This window comes from Ruegeria sp. CE6 (genome assembly GCF_056537485.1).
The window spans coordinates 94,921-113,354 of record NZ_JBQFRR010000006.1 but is presented as its reverse complement, the minus strand read 5'-3'; the positions used below and the strand labels follow the sequence as shown (position 1 = coordinate 113,354).

Annotated in this window: 17 protein-coding genes; 9 read left to right on the top strand and 8 right to left on the bottom strand. The window is 56.0% G+C overall.

Annotated elements, in window-relative coordinates:
* Positions 1-14: 14 nt before the first annotated feature.
* From mnmE to ACR0DK_RS19690, 5 genes are read left to right on the top strand one after another with little or no spacing between them, the layout of a single operon-like run.
* Positions 15-1,301 (top strand): tRNA uridine-5-carboxymethylaminomethyl(34) synthesis GTPase MnmE, encoded by a 1,287-nt coding sequence (mnmE, locus tag ACR0DK_RS19710; RefSeq protein ID WP_223117312.1) that lies wholly within the window; start codon positions 15-17, stop codon positions 1,299-1,301.
* Positions 1,302-1,313: 12 nt separating this feature from the next.
* Complete coding sequence (gene mnmG / locus ACR0DK_RS19705; RefSeq protein WP_480737747.1) at positions 1,314-3,182, top strand: tRNA uridine-5-carboxymethylaminomethyl(34) synthesis enzyme MnmG; 1,869 nt, start codon at positions 1,314-1,316, stop codon at positions 3,180-3,182.
* Positions 3,179-3,802 (top strand): 16S rRNA (guanine(527)-N(7))-methyltransferase RsmG, encoded by a 624-nt coding sequence (gene rsmG / locus ACR0DK_RS19700; RefSeq protein WP_480737745.1) that lies wholly within the window; start codon positions 3,179-3,181, stop codon positions 3,800-3,802. Before mnmG ends, rsmG begins: the two co-directional genes overlap by 4 nt.
* Positions 3,795-4,598 carry an AAA family ATPase gene (locus tag ACR0DK_RS19695; RefSeq protein ID WP_170408801.1) on the top strand — a complete coding sequence of 268 codons (804 nt, stop codon included), beginning with the start codon at positions 3,795-3,797 and terminating at the stop codon, positions 4,596-4,598. Before rsmG ends, ACR0DK_RS19695 begins: the two co-directional genes overlap by 8 nt.
* Positions 4,599-4,618: 20 nt before the next feature.
* On the top strand, positions 4,619-5,512 hold the full coding sequence (locus tag ACR0DK_RS19690) for a ParB/RepB/Spo0J family partition protein (protein ID WP_170613556.1): 894 nt from the start codon (positions 4,619-4,621) through the stop codon (positions 5,510-5,512).
* Here the strand turns inward: ACR0DK_RS19690 and ACR0DK_RS19685 are convergent.
* The 4 genes from ACR0DK_RS19685 to rph are packed head-to-tail and all read right to left on the bottom strand — an operon-like array spanning position 5,502 to position 8,327.
* Positions 5,502-5,855 carry a YbaN family protein gene (locus ACR0DK_RS19685; RefSeq protein ID WP_170399420.1) on the bottom strand — a complete coding sequence of 118 codons (354 nt, stop codon included), beginning with the start codon at positions 5,853-5,855 and terminating at the stop codon, positions 5,502-5,504. The two genes, ACR0DK_RS19690 and ACR0DK_RS19685, sit on opposite strands and share 11 nt — an antisense overlap.
* A gap of 3 nt (positions 5,856-5,858) precedes the next feature.
* Positions 5,859-7,013, bottom strand: coding sequence for a radical SAM family heme chaperone HemW (gene hemW, locus ACR0DK_RS19680; RefSeq protein WP_480737740.1), 1,155 nt, complete (start codon positions 7,011-7,013; stop codon positions 5,859-5,861).
* The gene (rdgB, locus tag ACR0DK_RS19675) at positions 7,003-7,617 is read right to left on the bottom strand and encodes an RdgB/HAM1 family non-canonical purine NTP pyrophosphatase (RefSeq protein ID WP_170515499.1); all 615 of its coding nucleotides are present in this window, start codon (positions 7,615-7,617) and stop codon (positions 7,003-7,005) included. Before rdgB ends, hemW begins: the two co-directional genes overlap by 11 nt.
* A complete protein-coding gene (gene rph / locus ACR0DK_RS19670) occupies positions 7,614-8,327 on the bottom strand; it encodes a ribonuclease PH (protein ID WP_170399411.1) in 714 nt (237 codons plus the stop codon). Before rph ends, rdgB begins: the two co-directional genes overlap by 4 nt.
* Before the next feature lie 112 nt (positions 8,328-8,439).
* On the opposite strand from rph, the gene hrcA reads away from it, so the two are divergent.
* Positions 8,440-9,504 carry a heat-inducible transcriptional repressor HrcA gene (hrcA, locus tag ACR0DK_RS19665; protein ID WP_170399408.1) on the top strand — a complete coding sequence of 355 codons (1,065 nt, stop codon included), beginning with the start codon at positions 8,440-8,442 and terminating at the stop codon, positions 9,502-9,504.
* A gap of 10 nt (positions 9,505-9,514) precedes the next feature.
* A complete protein-coding gene (locus ACR0DK_RS19660; RefSeq protein WP_170399405.1) occupies positions 9,515-10,078 on the top strand; it encodes a nucleotide exchange factor GrpE in 564 nt (187 codons plus the stop codon).
* A gap of 31 nt (positions 10,079-10,109) precedes the next feature.
* On the opposite strand, the gene mutS is transcribed toward ACR0DK_RS19660, so the two are convergent.
* Entirely contained in the window at positions 10,110-12,722 is a 2,613-nt protein-coding gene (gene mutS / locus ACR0DK_RS19655; protein WP_480737774.1) for a DNA mismatch repair protein MutS, read from the bottom strand.
* A gap of 161 nt (positions 12,723-12,883) precedes the next feature.
* Here mutS and ACR0DK_RS19650 point away from each other — a divergent pair, with 161 nt between their 5' ends.
* Together ACR0DK_RS19650 and ACR0DK_RS19645 are read left to right on the top strand one after the other, a co-directional pair.
* The gene (locus ACR0DK_RS19650; RefSeq protein ID WP_480437672.1) at positions 12,884-15,139 is read left to right on the top strand and encodes an NADP-dependent malic enzyme; all 2,256 of its coding nucleotides are present in this window, start codon (positions 12,884-12,886) and stop codon (positions 15,137-15,139) included.
* A 3-nt stretch (positions 15,140-15,142) separates the two neighbouring features.
* The gene (locus ACR0DK_RS19645) at positions 15,143-16,015 is read left to right on the top strand and encodes a ribokinase (RefSeq protein WP_170598499.1); all 873 of its coding nucleotides are present in this window, start codon (positions 15,143-15,145) and stop codon (positions 16,013-16,015) included.
* On the opposite strand, the gene msrA is transcribed toward ACR0DK_RS19645, so the two are convergent.
* The 3 genes from msrA to ACR0DK_RS19630 form a co-directional block, all read right to left on the bottom strand.
* Positions 16,012-16,683, bottom strand: a complete 672-nt coding sequence (msrA, locus tag ACR0DK_RS19640; RefSeq protein WP_170399396.1) for a peptide-methionine (S)-S-oxide reductase MsrA — start codon at positions 16,681-16,683, stop codon at positions 16,012-16,014. The genes ACR0DK_RS19645 and msrA overlap by 4 nt on opposite strands.
* 91 nt (positions 16,684-16,774) lie before the next feature.
* On the bottom strand, positions 16,775-17,056 hold the full coding sequence (locus tag ACR0DK_RS19635; RefSeq protein WP_480737772.1) for an SCP2 sterol-binding domain-containing protein: 282 nt from the start codon (positions 17,054-17,056) through the stop codon (positions 16,775-16,777).
* Positions 17,057-17,191: 135 nt separating this feature from the next.
* Entirely contained in the window at positions 17,192-18,418 is a 1,227-nt protein-coding gene (locus ACR0DK_RS19630; RefSeq protein ID WP_170684764.1) for an argininosuccinate synthase, read from the bottom strand.
* Positions 18,419-18,434 lie beyond the last annotated feature (16 nt).

Here is an 18,434-nt window from a genome sequence, read left to right as displayed (position 1 = left end):
CGCGGGGGCTATCAATGGATACGATATTCGCCCTGGCCAGCGCCCAGGGCAAAGCAGGCGTGGCTGTGATCAGGCTTTCTGGTCCGCAGGCATATGCCTCCGCCAATGAGTTGTCTGGCGGTGGCCTGCCAAGGCGTGGAATGAGAGTTCGAACACTCAGCGCGTCGGATGGATCGCGGTTGGATGAGGGCTTGGTTCTGACGTTTCAGGCCCCGTCCAGCTTTACCGGCGAAGACGTGGCCGAGCTTCAGATTCACGGAAGTATGGCGTCAGTCAACGCAGTGCTGACCTCTCTTTCGGATATGGACGATCTTCGGCTGGCCGAACCTGGTGAGTTCACGCGTCGTGCACTGGAAAACGGCAAGATGGATCTGGCGCAGGTCGAAGGTCTTGCTGATCTGATTGATGCAGAAACCGAAGCACAACGGAAACAAGCACAGACGATTTTGGCTGGTGCTTTGGGCACATTGGCAGAAAGTTGGCGGCGTGATCTGATCCGCGCGGCTTCCCTGTTGGAAGCCGTGATTGATTTTGCTGATGAAGAGGTGCCGATCGACGTAACCCCGGAGGTTCGAACGTTAATCTCTGGTGTTATGGAGGAGCTGAGGCAAGAAGCGAAAGGCGTTCGGATCGCAGAACGCATTCGCACCGGCTTTGAGGTCGCCATTGTTGGCCTTCCGAACGCAGGGAAATCGACCTTGCTGAACGCGTTGGCAGGTCGGGAAGCCGCTATTACCTCGGAATATGCCGGGACAACCCGTGATGTGATTGAAGTTCGTATGGACTTGGACGGATTGCCTGTCACGCTGCTAGACACGGCCGGTTTGAGGCAAACCGATGATCACGTTGAAAACCTGGGAATTGAACTGGCGCGCAAACGGGCAGAGGCGGCCGATCTACGAGTATTTCTGTCGGATGAGCCTGATCAGCTAGGTGTACCGATGCAGGCAGATGACATTCATGTTCTGCCAAAATCTGACCTGCGTGAGCCCTTTTCCGGTGGTATATCGGGGAAAACCGGGCACGGGATTGACCAGTTGATAGACAACATATCGCGTGTACTGACTGTTCGAACAGCTAGCCATGGTATTGCAACGCGGGAACGTCACCGTATTGCGATGACTAAAGCATCGGACGCACTTGCGGCTGCGCGAGATGTTCTGGAATCAGGTCCGGACATGTATGATATAGCTGCTGAAGAGTTGAGAACGGCAATTCGGTCGCTTGAATCTTTGGTTGGCAGGATTGATGTCGAAACCCTTTTGGATGAAATCTTCGCAAGTTTCTGTCTGGGAAAATAGGGAGTGTTTCACGTGAAACATTCGAGATTTGATGTTGTAGTCATTGGCGCTGGACATGCCGGTACCGAAGCTGCCCATGCGGCAGCACGGATGGGTGCGAACACGGCGCTGGTTACTTTGTCCGAAAAGGACATTGGTGTCATGTCCTGCAATCCTGCGATCGGAGGGCTAGGGAAAGGTCATCTGGTCCGTGAAATCGATGCAATGGACGGGGTCATGGGTCGTGTGGCGGATCGTGCCGGCATTCAGTTTCGTCTATTGAACCGACGTAAAGGACCAGCTGTTCAAGGCCCAAGGGCGCAAGCGGACCGTGCGCTTTATCGGACCGCGATGAAGGAAGAAACGAAAAAACAAGACAATTTGTCGGTGATCACTGGGGAAGTGGTCGATTTCCTAATGGATGGTGACTACGTAATCGGTGTCAAACTAGCCGACGGTTCCGAGGTCCCAGCTCAGACAGTTGTTCTGACGTCGGGTACATTTCTGCGCGGTGTAATTCACATAGGAGACGTTACAAGGCCAGGTGGACGCATGGGGGATCGTCCATCGGTTAGGTTGGCTGAGCGCCTTGACGCTTTTGAATTACCGACGGCACGGCTGAAAACAGGTACGCCACCGAGGTTGGACGGACGAACCATAAATTGGGATATACTTGAACGACAGGATGGCGATGCAGAGCCAACACTGTTTTCATTCATGTCCCAAGCGGTGACGGCGCCGCAAATCGCCTGTGGAATAACTCATACCAATGCTCAGACGCACGGAATAATCGAGAAAAATCTATCGCGATCAGCAATGTATGGAGGTCATATTGATGGTGTTGGTCCCAGATATTGCCCTTCAATCGAAGACAAAATCGTCCGATTTGCGGAAAAAGAGTCACACCAGATATTTCTGGAACCAGAAGGCGTGCGGGATCATACGGTGTACCCAAACGGGATTTCAACGTCTTTGCCCGAAGATGTACAAGTCGAATATGTCCAATCCATCGTAGGATTGGAAAACGCGGTAATCCTACAACCCGGATACGCGATTGAATACGACTACGTTGACCCGCGCGTTCTATCTGCGTCTTTGTCTGTGCCCGATGTTCCTGGTCTATATCTTGCAGGACAGATCAATGGGACCACAGGATATGAGGAAGCGGCCGCGCAAGGCCTCGTTGCAGGTTTGAATGCAGCTCTGGAAACACAGGGGCGTGCGCCAATACATTTTACACGCTCAGACAGTTATATTGGCGTAATGATTGACGATTTGACAACACGAGGCGTTGCCGAGCCTTATCGGATGTTCACATCCCGTGCAGAGTTTCGCCTATCACTTCGTGCTGACAACGCAGATCAAAGACTGACTCCGATTGGCGAGCAGCTGGGCTGTGTGGGTGAACTCCGCCGCAAGGTTTTTGCTGAGAAATCAGAAAAGCTTGAAAAAGCAAAGAATAAACTGACAGAGACCACATATACGCCAAAGCAAATTCGCGAAGCTGGTATCAGCATAAATCAAGACGGAAACCGGCGTGATGGAATGGCGGTTCTTGCTTTTCCAGAAGTATCGTTTGAAGACATGGTTTTGCTCGAACCCGATCTACAGAATACAGACGATGAAATTCGCCGTCAGGTCGAGCGCGATGCGTTGTATGCAAACTATATTGCGCGCCAACAACGGGATGTCGAAGCAATGAAGCGCGATGAGGCGCATGAAATTCCTCGGGATTTCAATTATTTTGCGCTTGATGGTCTGTCGAATGAAATGAAGCAAAAGCTATCGCAGGCGAAGCCTGCGAATATTGCGCAGGCGAGTCGGGTAGAAGGTGTCACGCCTGCGGCTTTAACTCTCGTCCTGGCGAAGCTCAGGCGCGATGTGAAAGCCAGAAAAGCATGATTTATCAGAACGTCGCTTCTGCGGAGGCTCTGGATGTTTCACGTGAAACATTCGAACGCCTGGTGATCTATGTATCTCTGCTTGAAAAATGGAACCCAAAAATCAATCTGGTTTCAAGAAATAGTCTTGAAGAGATTTGGATTCGCCATATCAAAGACTCCATTCAAGTTTTTCAGAACGCAGATCGGGTAGATCATTGGGTGGATTTAGGCAGCGGAGGCGGCTTTCCTGGCATGGTCTGCGCCATCATGGCAATTGAATCTGCGCCTGAAACGCGTTTCACATTAGTCGAAAGCGACCAACGTAAATCCGCATTTCTTCGAAGTGTGACCAGAGAGAGTGGCGCCAATTGTTCCGTGATCTCTCGTCGAATTGAAGCCATTGATCCCTTGCATGCGGACGTGCTTTCAGCTCGGGCTCTGGCTGATCTGACCACTCTAATGTCATTTTGTGACAGGCATTTAAGTAAAAACGGTACAGCGTTGTTGCCAAAAGGCGCAACCTGGAAAAAAGAGCTGGAAGATGCGCGCAAAGAATGGAAATTCGAGGCTGAACCCATTAAGAGTTCAACAGAACCCCAAGCCGTTATCCTGAAAATCAAAGGAGTTGTACGTGGTTGATCTGTCTCGTCCTGCTGGGCCTCGGATTATCGCGGTTGCTAATCAAAAGGGCGGGGTCGGGAAAACCACTACAGCGATCAATCTGGCAGCCGGATTGGCCGAGGCCGGATGCAAGGTTCTTGTGGTCGATCTCGATCCTCAGGGAAATGCCTCTACGGGTCTAGGGGTCGAAGATCGCGACTGGACGACATATGATCTTCTTCTCGACGATGCACCCTTGGAAGCTGTGGTGCAGGAGACCGAGATCGGTAATCTTTTTGTGGTTCCGGCGACCGTAGATCTCAGCTCGGCAGATATTGAGCTGATCTCGAATGAAAAGCGCAGTTATTTGCTGCATGACGCGCTTCGACAGACTGCAATTGATGCTTTCGATCTGGACTTTGTGCTGATCGATTGTCCGCCGTCCTTGAACCTGCTCACCGTAAACGCAATGGTAGCAGCGCATTCCGTCCTTGTACCATTGCAAAGTGAGTTCTTTGCGCTGGAAGGCCTGTCACAATTGATGTTGACCATTCGCGAGGTTCGTCAGACCGCCAATCCTGACCTCAGAATCGAAGGTGTTGTGTTAACGATGTATGACAACCGCAACAACTTGTCCCGTCAGGTCGAAAAGGATGCGCGTGACAATCTGGGTGAGATGGTATTTAAAACCAAGATACCCAGAAATGTGCGGGTCAGCGAAGCACCATCTTACGCGCTTCCTGTGCTGCAATATGATTCGGGTTCGCTCGGGGCGATGGCGTACCGGTATCTCGCCCGAGAGGTTATGCACAAGAACAACAAGGTAGCCATTTAAGTGGCCGTGAGGAGGGCAACATGAATGCCAGGAAAGGAAAACCCCGAGGATTAGGTCGCGGGCTATCTGCGTTGATGGCTGATGTCGCACCAGAAGCTGACGGTCGGATTGTATCTGAACCCCGCCGTCCGGATCTCACGGTACCGATCGAAAAACTGCAGGCGAACCCAGATCAGCCGCGCCGCCGTTTCGCGCAAGAGCAATTGGATGAGCTTGCGGCCTCGGTCAAGGAAAAGGGTATTATCCAGCCGCTGATTGTCCGCAGCATCGATGGTGGCCAATACGAAATCGTTGCGGGTGAACGGCGCTGGCGTGCTGCGCAGATGGCGCAACTGCATGATATCCCAGTTATTGTTCGCGAATTTGATGACACCGAAGTGCTTGAGGTCGCGATTATCGAGAACATTCAGCGCGCAGATCTGAACGCGGTGGAAGAGGCGGCAGGCTTTAAGCAATTGATGGATCGCTTTGGTCACACGCAAGAAAAGCTGGCCGAAGCGCTTGGTAAAAGCAGAAGCCATATCGCTAATCTGCTGCGTCTTTTGTCACTCCCATTGGATGTACAAACCCTTGTAATAGAAGGAAAATTATCCGCCGGTCATGCAAGGGCATTGATCACGGCAGAAAACCCATCGGAGCTGGCGAAACAGGTGGTTCGTGAGGGCCTTTCGGTGCGTGCGACCGAGGCATTAGTGAAAAAGCAGCAAGGTGGAGCGGATAAGCCGGCTCCGAAATCCAGAAACCTGAATGCTGGGAAGGACGCAGACACCCGAGCGCTTGAAAAGGATTTGTCTGCGATTCTGGCGATGAAGGTGACGATCAACCATAAGGCCGGATCTGAATCCGGGCAGGTTGTGTTGGCTTATGAGAACCTGGATCAGTTGGATGATCTGTGCGCGAAGCTCAGCCGTTAGGTCGGGTCCAGATAAAGAGCATCACAGCGCTGAGCACAATGGCCTGAATGATCAGGACGTGAGAAGGAACCGACAGCAGAACCGATAAGCCAAATACGGCGGCAACCGAAAGGGTGGCCGCTTTTTTTGCACCGGGTCTGATCGCGCCAGAGCTTTGCCAATCGATGATCATAGGACCAAAGGTTCGATGGCTCAGCAACCAGTTATGTAGCCGTGACGATGAGCGGGCAAAAAAGAACGCGGCCAACAGAAGAAATGGCACCGTCGGCAGCAGCGGCAGAGCGACTCCGATCATGGCAAGCGCAACGCATAACAACCCCAATCCGGCCCAGAGAAATTGCATCTGTTACTCCAACAGCTCTCGGATTACCGCGTTGAGCACGGCGCGCCCGTTTGAAGTGGCGCGCAATTGATTGCGATCAAGGGTTAGCATGCCCAGATCGATCAGTGAATCAAGTTTGTCATGCGAAAGTTCTTCACCTGCAAGCTGAGTATATCTGTCTATATCTAGGCCCTCGACCAAACGCAGACACATCATAAGGTATTCTGAGGCTTGTTCACGTTGGCTAAGCTCGAATCGATTGCTTTCGCCGTGCCCATTGGAGGCAGCCGTCAGCCATTTGTTTGGTGAAAGATGAGTTTCCGTCGCGAATTTCCGGCGATCCAGGGTGATCCGACCGTGTGCGCCGGGTCCAATACCGATGTAGTCACCATAGCGCCAATAGATGAGGTTATGCCGTGATTCCGCTCCGGGCCGGGCGTGGTTTGAGATCTCATAGGCAGGCAGCCCATGCGCTTCGCAGATTTCCTGCGTCGCCAGATACATATCCGCAGCGTTGTCATCCTCGGGCAAACCGCGCAGCTTGCCCAGGGCATAGCGATCACCAAAGGCTGTGCCTTCCTCAATGGTCAGTTGGTATAGCGACAGGTGATCAACTGCCATCGATAGGGCTTCGGTCAGCTCAGCACGCCAGGCGTCCAGAGTTTGATGCTGGCGGGCATAGATCAGATCAAAGCTCACACGGTCAAAGCAAGAGCGCGCGATATCGAAGGCAGCGCGAGCCTCGGCAACCGTGTGAATGCGCCCCAGACGACGCAGGTCATCGTTGTTCAAGGCCTGAACACCCATCGAGATGCGGTTCACGCCCGCATCATGATAGGCCGCGAACCGCCCGGCCTCGACCGAGCCTGGATTGGCCTCAAGCGTGATTTCCATATCGTTGGCCGATCGCCAAAGGGCGCGGGCCTTGTCGATGATGGTGGCGACCGTCTCGGGGGCCATCAGTGATGGAGTTCCGCCGCCAAAGAAGATTGTGTTCAAAACCCGATCAGGAGTTTCGATGGCCGAGCGGCTCAGTTCACTGAGATAACACTCAAGCCATTGTTTTTGATTAATATTCTTGGAAACGTGGCTGTTGAAATCGCAATAGGGGCACTTGGCCTCGCAAAAGGGCCAATGCACATAAAGGCCAAAGCCCCCGTTTCGCCAATCATCCGCCAAAGCAGCCTTTCACGAACATCTCCACCGCGCGCCCGCGATGGCTGATCTTGTTCTTTTCCCAGCGATCCATTTCGGCAAAGGTAATGTCGTGCCCCTCAGGGACAAACATCGGGTCATAGCCGAACCCGTCCTTGCCACGGATCGGCCAAGTCAGGTGACCGGGCGCGATGCCCTCGAACACTTCGTCATGCCCGTCGGGCCAGGCCAGAACCAGTGTGCAGCGAAACTGGGCCATACGCGGGTGGGGGGCGTCTTTCGCCTCTAGCTCATTATGGGCGCGAGTCATCGCCATCAGGAAATCGCGGCCACTGCCGGTTTCGGCCCAATCGGCGGTGTAAACACCGGGTGCTCCATCCAATGCATCGATGGTGATCCCGGAATCGTCCGACAAGGCAGGTAGGCCGGTCGCCTTTGCAGCTGCGTGGGCTTTGATCCGGGCGTTACCGACGAAAGTGTCCTCGGTCTCTTCCGGCTCTGGCAGGTTCATTTCGCCCGCGCCGACAACCGTTACGCCAAAGGGCTCAAGCAGATGCGCCATCTCCTCGAGCTTGCCTTTGTTGTGGGTGGCGACCAGCAGTCGATCACCTTCGAACCTGCGAGTCATGCGGTTGCAGCTTTCTGGGCAGCAGCAAGTTCACCCACGCCTTTCTCGGCCAGATCCATCAGTTGATCCATTTGCGCGCGGCTGAAAACGGATCCTTCGGCGCTCATCTGCACTTCGATCAGCTTGCCCGAGCCGGTCATGATGAAATTGCCGTCAACGCCAGCTTCGCTATCTTCGGGATAGTCCAGATCTAGCACGGGCTGACCGGCATAAATTCCGCATGAAACGGCGGCAACAGGGTCTAATAAAGGGTCAGAGATCACATCGCCTGTTTTCATCAGCTTGTTCACGGCCAGACGCAGCGCCACCCAACCGCCAGTGATCGAGGCACAGCGGGTGCCGCCGTCGGCTTGAATGACATCGCAGTCAACAGTGATCTGCCGTTCTCCCAAGGCAACCCGGTCCACACCGGCGCGCAAGGCGCGGCCGATAAGGCGCTGGATTTCCACGGTGCGTCCGCCTTGCTTGCCGCTGGCAGCCTCGCGCCGCATCCGCGTATTGGTCGCACGGGGCAGCATGCCATATTCAGCGGTGACCCAACCCAGGCCCGAGCCTTTGATGAACGGTGGCACGCGATCCTCGATTGTGGCGGTGCATAGCACATGGGTGTCGCCCATCTTGATCAGGCAAGAGCCTTCGGCATGTTTGGTGAACCCCGTTTCAATTGAAACGGCGCGCATTTCGTTTAGATCACGTCCTGAGGGTCGCATGAGAAATCCTTTATCTGCTGGGTTGGGGATACCGTCCTGCGGCGTTACGATGCAAGCCCGATTGACCTTTCATTTGCCTGCGATTTAATGACGATCCAGCAGAGGGCCGCCGATGAGCGAAGCAAGCAAAATTCTGGACGAGATGAATGACCGGTCGCGTGAGGTGTTCCGGTTGATTGTCGAAAGCTATCTGGAAAGCGGTGAACCCGTGGGCAGCCGGACTCTGACGCGCACATTGTCCGAGAAAGTCAGTGCTGCGACCGTACGCAATGTGATGCAGGATCTTGAATTTCTGGGTTTGCTCGACAGTCCGCATGTCAGCGCTGGTCGAATTCCAACACAGCAGGGGCTGCGCATGTTCGTGGACGGATTGCTAGAAATGGGCGATCTGGGTGCGGATGATCGGCAGAAGCTGGACGAAACACTAGGCTCTAACGCAGGCGATGTGGGTGGTATGCTCGATCGCGTCGGCGCGGCGCTATCACACGTGACACAAGGGGCTTCGCTGGTTCTGACGCCAAAGCATGAGGCCGAGATCAAGCATATCGAGTTCGTCTCGCTTGGGCATGACCGGGCCTTGGTGGTTTTGGTGTTTTCGGACGGGCAGGTAGAAAACCGGCTGTTTACACCTCCGCCTGGCCAAACACCCAGTTCGATGCGCGAGGCAGCCAATTTCCTGAATGCGCTGATCGAAGGACGTACGCTTGGCGAAGTGCGCCGTCAGATGCTGTCACAGATCGACGCGCGGAAACAGGAAATCGATGTTCTGGCGCGTGAGATGGTCGAGAGCGGCATTGCCGCTTGGGACGGGGACGGCGGCGACTCGGCCCGGCTGATCGTGCGCGGGCGTGCGAATCTGTTAAATGAGCCGGGTCAGGCAGAAGAGCTTGATCGAATCCGCACCCTGTTTGACGACCTTGAACGCAAACGCGATATCGCCGAATTCCTTGAATTGACCGAAGAAGGCGAAGGTGTGCGCATTTTTATTGGCTCTGAGAACAAACTTTTCTCACTTTCGGGTTCCTCTTTGGTGGTGTCTCCATATATGAACGCTGATCGTAAGATAATCGGTGCGGTTGGGGTCATTGGACCCACACGTCTGAATTACGGGCGAATCGTACCAATCGTGGATTATACGGCGCAACTGGTCGGCAAGCTGATTTCCGACCGGAGCTAGAGGGTAAGAGATGGCAGAGCCCAAGAACGAAGATTTTCTGGACGACATCATGTCCGCCGAGGCGGAAGAGTTTGCCGAAGATTTTGCTGAGATCAGCGATGAGGCGCTTGAGGTCGATCAACTGCGTGCTGAGCGCGATGATTACAAAGACAAGTTCATGCGTGCGCTGGCCGATGCCGAAAATGCGCGCAAGCGTGGCGACAAGGCGCGTCGGGATGCGGAACAGTATGGCGGGTCGAAACTGGCCCGCGACATGCTTCCGGTTTACGACAACATGAAACGCGCGCTTGAGGCCGCAACCGATGAGCAGAAAGAGGTTGCCGCCGGCTTGCTGGAAGGTGTCGAGTTGACCATGCGCGCGCTGAAGGATGTGTTCCAGAAGCATGGGATTGAGGTGATTACGCCTCAGGTCGGGGACAGGTTCGACCCGAATGTGCATGAGGCGATGTTCGAGGCCCCTGTGCCCGGAACCAAGGCCGGCGACATCATTCAGGTGTCGGCAGAAGGCTTCATGCTGCACGACAGGTTGTTGAGACCGGCGCAGGTTGGGGTGTCGTCAACGCCCGCAAGCTGAACAGTTCCTGGGTCAACCGGGTTCGAGGCGGTCAGGATCTGGCCGCCTCTTTCAGTTTGTAGATCAAGTCCAAGGCTTCGCGGGGGCTGAGTTCATCTGGAAGGATGGTTTCCAGCATATCAGCAACGGGCGAGGTTTTTGGCGCCGGGGGAGGCGGCGGCGCAGCTGAAAACAGGGGCAGATCGTCGATCAGTGCTTTCTGCTTACCGCCTTCACGTTCGGTTTTTTCTAATTGATCCAACACGATACGGGCGCGGTCCACGACCGAGGTGGGCAAGCCAGCCAATTGTGCAACCTGGACACCGTAAGACCGATCGGCAGCGCCTTTATGTACCTCATGCAGAAAGATGACTTCACCCTCCCATTCTTTGACTGCAACGGTCGCGTTTTCTACACCGTTCAGACTTCCAGCGAGTGCAGTTAATTCGTGGTAGTGGGTGGCGAACAATGCGCGGCATTGGTTTGCCGCGTGTAGGTGTTCCAGTGTGGCCCAGGCAATGGAAAGGCCGTCGTAGGTCGCGGTGCCTCGGCCGATCTCATCAAGGATTACGAGCGCGCGGTCGTCGGCCTGATTTAGAATAGCTGCGGTTTCGACCATTTCGACCATAAAGGTCGAGCGGCCCCGCGCCAGATCGTCTGACGCTCCGACGCGGCTGAACAATTGACTGACTAATCCGATTTGCGCCCGTTCCGCCGGAACATAGCTGCCCATCTGCGCCAGTAGGGCGATCAGCGCATTCTGGCGCAGGAAGGTTGATTTACCGGCCATGTTGGGACCGGTGAGCAACCAAATTGCAGCGCCTGCATCGGCACTCAGATCGCAGTCGTTGGCGATGAAAGCATCGCCGCTTTGCTGCCTCAGGGCATGCTCGACCACCGGGTGACGGCCTCCTTTGATGTCGAATGCGCGTGACCCGTCGACCTTTGGACGGCACCAGCTTTCGCCGCGAGCCAGATCGGCGAGTGCAGTGGTCAAATCCAACTCAGCCAGTCCGCGCGCGGCCTGATTCAATCGGGCGGCAAGATCCAGAACAGCCCCAGAAAGCCTTTGATAGAGCCGCTTTTCGATCTCTAGCGCGAGATTTCCGGCATTCAGAATCCTTGTTTCTATCTCGGACAGCTCCACCGTGGTGAAGCGCACCTGATTGGCGGTGGTTTGGCGGTGGATATAAGTCTCGCTAAATGGCGGGCTCAACATTTTCTCGGCATGGGTTGCCGTGGTCTCGATGAAGTAGCCAAGCACATTGTTGTGTTTGATCTTCAGTGACGTGATGCCGGTATGCTCGGCGTATTTCTGTTGGAAACCTGCGATGACCGAACGGCCTTCGTCACGCAAGGTACGCGCTTCATCCAATTCGGCATCAAACCCGGGGGCGATAAAGCCGCCATCGCGGGCCAGCAAGGGTGGATCAGCAACCAATGCTTCGTCCAGCAAAGCCAACAGATCGTCAAATCCGACAAGGTTCTGGACGGCAGTGGCCAGCAGAACAGGCAGATCCTGTGAGGCACAGGTTTCGGCGATTGTTGCGGCTTGTTCCAATCCATTGCGGATAGCGGCCAGATCACGCGGGCCGCCCCGGTCCAGCGAAAGCCGGGACAGGGCACGATCCAGATCAGGTGTTTTTCGCAAAGCTTCGCGCAGGTCCGAGGCGATCAGGCTGTCTTCGACTGCGAAAGATACCGCGTCCAGCCGGGCGTGGATCACGTCCAGATTGCGTGATGGGCTTGATAGACGCTGTTCTAGCAGCCGCGCGCCACCCGGCGTAACGGTGCGATCGACCACCGACAGCAACGACCCGGCGCGCCCGCCCGAGAGCGACCGGGTCAGTTCCAGATTGCGCCGCGTGGCAGCGTCGATCTGAACCACGCGATCCTCGGATTCCTTCAGGGGAGTTTGCAGCAGGGGCAGTTTGCCCTTTTGCGTGATCTCCAGATAATCGATCAGCGCGCCCATGGCCGAAACCTCGGCGCGCCCGAAGTTCCCGAATGCATCCAGAGCGCCCACGTGAAACAACCCGCAGATGCGTTTCTCGGCTGCAGCGCTGTCAAAACTGGCGCGTCCGACAGGCGTAAGCGATATGCCAAGGTCCATGACGGTTTCATGCAGCTTTTCCTCGGACCCATCGGCTACGATCAGCTCAGATGGGGCCAGCCGAGCGAGTTCAGGGCTCAACCGGATTGACGTCAGCGGCATCACGTGAAACGCACCGGTTGAGATATCGGCCCAGGCCAGCGCAGCTTCGTCCCGAACCTCGGCATAGGCGGCCAGAAAGTTGTGCCGCCGCGCCTCTAGCAGGGCATCTTCGGTCAGTGTGCCGGGCGTCACCAGACGCACAACACCGCGCTTTACCACCGATTTAGAGCCTCTTTTCTTGGCTTCCGCCGGGCTTTCCATCTGCTCGCAGACCGCGACGCGGAATCCTTTGCGGATCAAGGTCAGCAAGTAGCCCTCGGCAGAATGCACCGGCACGCCGCACATCGGGATATCGTCGCCATTGTGTTTGCCGCGCTTGGTCAGCGCGATATCCAACGCCTCAGCCGCGTTCACCGCATCCCCGAAGAACATCTCGTAGAAGTCACCCATGCGATAAAACAGCAGGGCATCTGCATGAGCCTCTTTGATCTCAAGGTACTGCGCCATCATCGGCGTGACTGTGGACAAATTCGGCCCCCTTCTGGCGTGTTCCGGGCGCGACCTTACAAATCCCGCATCTTCAGTAAAAGGTGAAAACTCATTCTCGTTGAGGCGCGGCCCCGCCTGCGTTATGAGGCAAAAGCCCCAAAGTCATGGAAACGACCTGTAAGATGCCCAAAGCGAAGATCACCAAAGAAGAGGCGCTGGCCTTTCACCTCGACCCGACCCCCGGCAAGTGGGAGGTGCAGGCCACCGTACCCATGACCACGCAGCGCGATCTTTCGCTAGCTTACAGCCCTGGCGTTGCGGTTCCCTGTGAAGCCATCGCTGAAGCACCAGAGACGGCGTATGACTATACAAACAAAGGCAATCTGGTTGCCGTGATCTCGAACGGTACCGCCGTTCTGGGCCTTGGAAATCTGGGTGCGCTGGGCTCAAAACCGGTGATGGAAGGCAAATCGGTCCTGTTCAAGCGGTTCGCTGATGTGAACTCGATCGATATCGAGCTGGATACCGAAGACCCGGACGAGTTCTGTCGCGCTGTGCGCCTGATGGGCCCGACCTTTGGCGGAATTAACCTTGAGGACATCAAAGCGCCCGAGTGTTTCATCATCGAACAACGCCTGAAGGAAGAGATGGATATCCCGGTCTTCCACGATGACCAGCATGGCACAGCAGTGATTTGTGCGGCGGGCCTGCTTAACGCATTGCACATCTCGGGCAAAAAGATCGAAGATGTAAAAATCGTCCTGAACGGGGCAGGCGCTGCAGGAATTGCCTGTATCGAACTGCTCAAGGCCATGGGTGCACGGCATGAGAATTGCATCGTCTGCGACACCAAAGGCGTGATTTATCAGGGCCGGACCGAGGGCATGAACCAGTGGAAGTCGGCCCATGCCATCACGACTGATCTTCGCACTTTGGAAGAGGCCATGAAGGATGCGGATGTATTTCTGGGCGTGTCGGTCAAAGGGGCGGTGACACAAGACATGGTCGCCAGCATGGCTGACAATCCGGTGATTTTCGCCATGGCGAACCCTGACCCGGAAATCACCCCGGAGGAGGCGCACGAGGTGCGCGTTGATGCGATCGTCGCGACGGGCCGTAGCGATTATCCGAATCAGGTGAATAACGTTCTGGGTTTTCCTTACCTGTTCCGCGGTGCGCTGGATATTCATGCCCGTGCGATCAATGACGAGATGAAAATCGCCTGCGCCCATGCTCTGGCGCGATTGGCGCGTGAAGATGTTCCGGATGAGGTCGCAATGGCGTATGGCAAGTCGCTGACTTTTGGGCGCGATTACATCATTCCAACGCCTTTTGATCCGCGCCTGATCCACCGTATCCCGCCTGCGGTTGCCAAGGCTGGTATGGATACCGGCGCGGCGCGACGTCCGATCATCGATATGGACGCTTATGAGCTGAGCCTGAAATCCCGCATGGACCCGACGGCCAGTATCCTGCGCGGCTTGAACGCGCGGGCGCGTCAGGCGCAAAGCCGGATGATCTTTGCCGAGGGTGACGATCCGCGCGTATTGCGCGCGGCCGTTATGTACCAACGCTCGGGCTTTGGTAAGGCTCTGGTTGTGGGCCGGTCAGACGACGTAAAGGAAAAGCTCGAAGCCGCTGGTCTTGGGGACGCGGTGCGTGAAATTGATGTGGTGAACGCCGCCAATACCGCGCATCTCGAGGCCTATAAGGATTTTCTGTATCAGCGCCTGCAGCGTAAGGGCTTTGATCACAAAGATATTCACCGCCTCGCTGCACGGGATCGGCATGTGTTTTCGTCTCTGATGCTGGCGCATGGTCATGCGGATGGTCTGGTGACCGGGGCCACACGCAAGTCGGCGCACGTGCTGGACCGTATCAACCATGTGTTTGACGCCGATGCCGCCCATGGCGCGGCTGGGGTTACCGCGTTGCTGCACAAAGGACGGATTGTCTTGATTGGTGATACGCTGGTGCATGAATGGCCGGACGAGAACGATCTGGCCAATATCGCTGAACGCGCCGCAGCCGTGGCGCGCCACATGGGGCTAGAGCCCCGGGCGGCCTTTGTCAGTTTCTCGACCTTCGGTTACCCGGTGTCTGAACGTGCTGAGAAGATGCACCGTGCCCCGGCAGTGCTGGACGAGCGCGGCGTCGATTTCGAGTACGAGGGCGAGATGACGGTTGATGTCGCCCTGAATGTTGATCAGCAGGAAGCCTATCCGTTCCAACGACTGACCGGACCAGCCAATATCCTGATTGTTCCTGCACGACACTCGGCCTCGATTTCGACCAAACTGATGCAGGAAATGGGCGGCGCCACCGTGATCGGCCCGATCCTGTCCGGCGTCGACAAGCCAATCCAGATCTGTTCGACGGTCTCGACCGCAAATGACATTCTGAACATGGCCATCCTGGCCTCCTGCGATATCGGGTAAATCATGACAATCTGGAACCTTGGCTCAATCAACGCGGATATGGTCTATGCCCTGCCGCATTTGCCCGAAGCGGGTGAGACTCTGGCGGCCAGCGGGCTACAGAGGTTTCTGGGTGGCAAGGGCGCCAACATGTCTGTGGCGTCTGCACGAGCCGGATCGCGGGTATCCCATATCGGCGCGGTGGGCTCGGATGGCCTTTGGGCACGGGACCGGCTGACCGAATATGGCGTGGACACGCGGCATATTGCCGAGGTGGATGTGCCGACCGGTCACGCCATCATCGCAGTAGATGCGCAGGGTGAAAACCTGATCGTTCTGTATCAAGGCGCTAACCATGCCATCTCGAACGACCAACTTGGGCAGGCGTTGTCCTCGGCTGTTTCAGGTGATCTGCTGGTGATGCAGAACGAAACCAATGCGCAGATTGAGGCCGCTAAACTAGGTTGTGAAATGGGGCTGACCGTCTGTTACGCCGCCGCCCCATTTCAGGCAGACGCAGTTCAAGCGGTTCTACCGTATTTGGATTTTCTGATCCTCAACGAAGTCGAGGCCGAGCAATTGCAGGATGCAACGGGTCTCGCCCCTTCAGACCTGCCGGTCGAACATGTGATCGTCACCTTTGGCTCAAAAGGTGCGCGCTATTATCAGCAAGATCATCAACCCCAAGCGTTTCAGGCCCATAAGGTCAACGCTGTGGATACCACCGGGGCAGGTGACACATTCACCGGCTATGTGTTGGCTGGAATGGACCGGGGTATGCCGATGGCGCAGGCGATTGCCCAAGCAAACCGCGCCGCGGCCCTGATGGTCACGCGGCACGGCACTGCAGATGTCATTCCTGATCTGAAAGAGGTGCGCGAAGCGCAGTTTGACTAGGACCCTGCAAAGGGCGCTTCGTTGCCCCACAATTGTTTGACCCGCGCATCGCGACCGCAGGCTTCGCGGTAGGCCTTATAGGCGTTCTTTTGGCGCTTGGGGCCAAAGCGGGTCAGTACCAGCTTGCTACCCTTGTAATAATCCTGGTGATACGCCTCGGCTGGATAAAACGTTCCGGCTTGCAGGATCGGCGTGACCACAGTCTGCCCCAGCGCGTTTTGTGCGCTGGTCTTGGCTTGCTGTGCCTGCGCCTTTTCCCCTTTGTTAGAGACGAAAATTGCTGTGCGATAGCTGTCGCCGCGATCGCAGAACTGGCCACCCGCATCCGTGGGATCGACTGAGCGGAAGAACATGTTCAGCAAGGTTGCACGGGAAACGCGGGCGGGATCGAAGGTGATCTGGACCGCCTCGTAATGCCCTGTTCCGCCTTTCGAGACCTGATCATAGGTGGGACTATCTGTCTTGCCACCGGTATAGCCCGAGACCGCGCCGATCACGCCGGGCACGGACTCGAAATCGGATTCCACGCACCAGAAACAGCCACCGGCGACTGTTAGCGTTTCAGTGCCAGCGGCCGGAGCAGGTAAGGCGCGCAGCATTGCTGCCAACAAGATCAGCACGAACAGAAGTGAAGGTTTCAGGCAATCAAGGTAAGTGATCCGGGTCATGGCAGGTCTCCTTCCGAAACCAAGCTGCCCGCAGATTTTTGTGCTTGCAATGCGCTGACATGATTTGTCACGCGCTGGTGAGACGAGTTTATCAGCCCAGCAGCTGCCCCAGCTTCATCGCAACACCCATGTTGCCCGAGATTTTCAGCTTGCCCAGCGCAACCCCGGTCATTGGGTTCAGCTTACCGGTCAGCAACTTAGAGAGGTTCTCGCGCGAGATGCGGATGGTGCACTCTGTGTCCCGATCCTGGGTTGAGGCAGTATTCTCCGCCAGAACGATCACGCCCTCGTCGCCACAATCGAACTTAAGCGATCCGTCAAAGTTTTTGCCGTTCAAACCCTTTTGAATTCCGTCGGCGATGTCTTGCAGCATTATTCGTCCTTCCCTGATTGACGTATGCGTAAAGACAATCGCCTGATCCGGGCAAGCCCGACCCGACGGAAACCCGGCAAAGAAAAACCCCGGTGCCTGATCAGACACCGGGGCCAGATCTAAAATTCTGAACGCTTACTTGCTCAGCCGTTTGTCACGCGCGGCCAGAAGCTTCAGGCGCAGTGCGTTCAACTGGATGAAGCCTGCCGCATCTTTCTGGTCATATGCACCAGCGTCTTCCTCAAAGGTCACGTGCGCCTCGGAGTACAGCGAATGATCCGACCAGCGGCCAACGGTTGAGGCCAGACCTTTGTACAGTTTCACACGAACTGTCCCGGTGACATGTTCCTGAGATTTGTCGATGGCCGCCTGCAGCATCTCACGCTCGGGGCTGTACCAGAAGCCGTTATAAATCAGCTCGGCATATTGCGGCATCAGCTGGTCTTTCAGGTGCATCGCGCCACGGTCCATTGTGATGGATTCGATGCCACGATGCGCTTCCAGCAGGATGGTGCCGCCCGGGGTTTCATAGATACCGCGCGATTTCATGCCCACAAAACGGCCCTCGACCAGATCGAGACGGCCAATGCCGTGCTTGCCACCATATTCGTTTAGCTTGGTCAGGATGGTTGCGGGGCTCATCGCCTCGCCATTGATGCTGACCGCGTCGCCTTTTTCAAAGCCGATCTCGATGAACTCGGGCTCATTCGGCGCGTCTTCGGGGTGGACGGTGCGCTGATAGACATAGTCGGGCGCCATATCGGCGGGATCTTCCAGAACCTTACCCTCGGACGAGGTGTGCAGCAGGTTGGCATCGACCGAGAACGGAGCCTCACCGCGCTTGTCCTTGGCAATCGGAATTTGGTTTGCTTCGGCAAACTCCAGCAGCTTGGTGCGGCTGGTCAAATCCCACTCACGCCACGGAGCAATGACCTTGATGTCGGGGTTCAGCGCGTACGCGGCCAGTTCGAACCGCACCTGATCGTTGCCCTTGCCGGTCGCACCATGGGCGACTGCATCCGCGCCGGTCGCTTCGGCAATCTCAACCAGACGTTTCGAGATCAGCGGGCGCGCAATCGACGTACCCAGCAGATACAGGCCTTCGTACTGCGCATTGGCGCGGAACATCGGGAAGACGAAGTCGCGTACAAATTCTTCTCGGATGTCTTCGATATAGATGTTCTCGGGCTTGATCCCCAGCAGTTCAGCCTTCTTGCGGGCTGGCTCAAGCTCTTCGCCCTGACCCAGATCGGCGGTGAAGGTCACGACCTCACAGCCATACTCGGTCTGCAGCCATTTCAGAATGATCGAGGTATCAAGGCCACCGGAATAGGCCAGAACAACTTTCTTGGGCGCGGACATCTGACTTCCCTTTATG